Origin of the sequence: Myxococcus sp. AM010 (assembly GCF_013372585.1) — a bacterium.
GTDB classification, from domain to species: Bacteria; Myxococcota; Myxococcia; order Myxococcales; family Myxococcaceae; genus Myxococcus; species Myxococcus vastator.
This window is the reverse complement of sequence record NZ_JABXEO010000200.1, coordinates 1-1,687: the sequence shown is the minus strand read 5'-3', so window position 1 is coordinate 1,687 and position 1,687 is coordinate 1. Positions and strand designations below refer to the sequence as shown.

Annotated in this window: 1 protein-coding gene; it reads left to right on the top strand. The window is 73.1% G+C overall.

Going from position 1 to position 1,687, the window contains the following annotated elements; all coding sequences use genetic code 11:
• The coding region (locus tag HV826_RS36275) for a proton-conducting transporter membrane subunit (RefSeq protein ID WP_303623604.1) at positions 1-896 on the top strand (896 nt) is incomplete at its 5' end.
• Positions 897-1,687: the final 791 nt, after the last annotated feature.

Genomic DNA, 1,687 nt, shown 5'->3' with positions numbered 1-1,687 from the left:
AGATGTGTATAGGAGACAGGGGCGAGGCGGTGGGGCTGTTCGCGCTCTTCATCGCGGGGCTGGGGGTGAAGGCGGCGCTGGTGCCGCTGCACGGCTGGCTGCCGGCGGCCATGGTGGCGCCCGCGCCGGTGAGCGCGCTGCTGCACGCGGTGGCGGTGGTGAAGGCGGGGGCGTTCGGCATCGTCCGCGTCGTCTATGACGTGTTCGGCGTGCGCTACGCGCAGTCGCTGGGCGTGACGGGCCCGCTGGCGGCGGTGGCGGCCTTCACCATCCTCTATGGCTCCGTGCGCGCGCTGTCGCAGCAGAACCTGAAGCGGCGGCTGGCGTACTCCACGGTGAGCCAGGTCTCGTACATCGTCCTGGGCGTCGCCATCGTCGGCCCGGTGTCCACCGTGGCGGCCTTGTCCCACCTCGTCCACCAGGGGCTGATGAAGATAACCCTCTTCTTCTGCGCGGGCAGCCTGGGCAAGGGGCTGCACATCCACGACGTGAAGGAGCTCAAGGGCGCGGGGCGGCGCATGCCGTGGACGATGGCGGCCTTCACAGTGGGGGCGCTGGGGATGATGGGCGTGCCACCCGTGGCCGGCTTCGTCACCAAGTGGTACCTGGGCCTGGGCGCGGTGAGCGAGACGGGCCAGGCCTGGGCGCTCTGGGTGCTGGTGGGCAGCACGGTGCTCAACGCCACCTACTTCCTGCCGCTGCTGAAGAGCGCCTGGTTCGACGCGCCGGACGCGGAGCACGCGGGCCCCGCGCCACGGTGGGAGGGCCACCCGCTGCTGCTCTTCCCGCTGCTCACCACGGCGCTGCTGTCGCTGGTGGTGGGGCTGCTGGCGCACTCGCCCATCAGCCCGCTGTCCTGGGCCTGGCTCATCTCCCAGCGGGAGTTCCGGCCATGAGCGGCCGGGGCCTGCTGCTCGTCGCCATCTTCCTGCCGCTGGTGGCCGCGGGGCTGGCGGCCGTGCGGGGGCCGCGGCGGTGGAGCGGCGCGCTGGCCTCGGTGGCGGCGCTGCCGGCGCTGGGGCTGGCGCTGGCGGCGGGGCGCTCGCCGTCGCTGGAGGTGGAGTTGCCGTGGCTGCTGCTGGGCGCGCGGCTGGGGCTGGACGCCACCAGCCGGCCCTTCCTCCTGGCCACGGCGCTGCTGTGGACGGCGGCCGGGGTGTACGCGGCGAGCTACCTGGCGGAGGACCCGCGGCGGCACCGCTTCCACGCGCTGTTCCTGGCGGCCATGTCCGGCAACCTGGGGCTGGTGCTGTCGCTGGACGTCATCAGCTTCTACACGGCCTATGCGGTGATGGGCTTCTCCACGTACGGGCTGGTCATCCACGCGGGCGGGCCGGAGGCGGAGCGCGCCGCGCGGGTGTACATGGGCTTCGTCATCTTCAGCGAGGTGCTGGTGTTCGCCGGGCTGGTGTTCGCGGTGGCGGCGGCGGGGGGCGCGCTGGACGTGCGCGCGGTGGCGGCGGGGCTGGGGGGCTCCGCCTGGCGGGACGTGGCCCTGGGGCTGCTGCTGGCCGGCTTCGGGGTGAAGGCGGGGGTGCTGGGGCTGCACGCCTGGCTGCCGCTGGCGCACGCGCTGGCGCCTACCCCGGCGAGCGCGGTGCTCAGCGGCGCCATGCTCAAGGCCGGGGTGCTGGGCCTGTCCCTTATACACATCTGACGCTGCCGACGAATAGCCTTGTGTAGATCT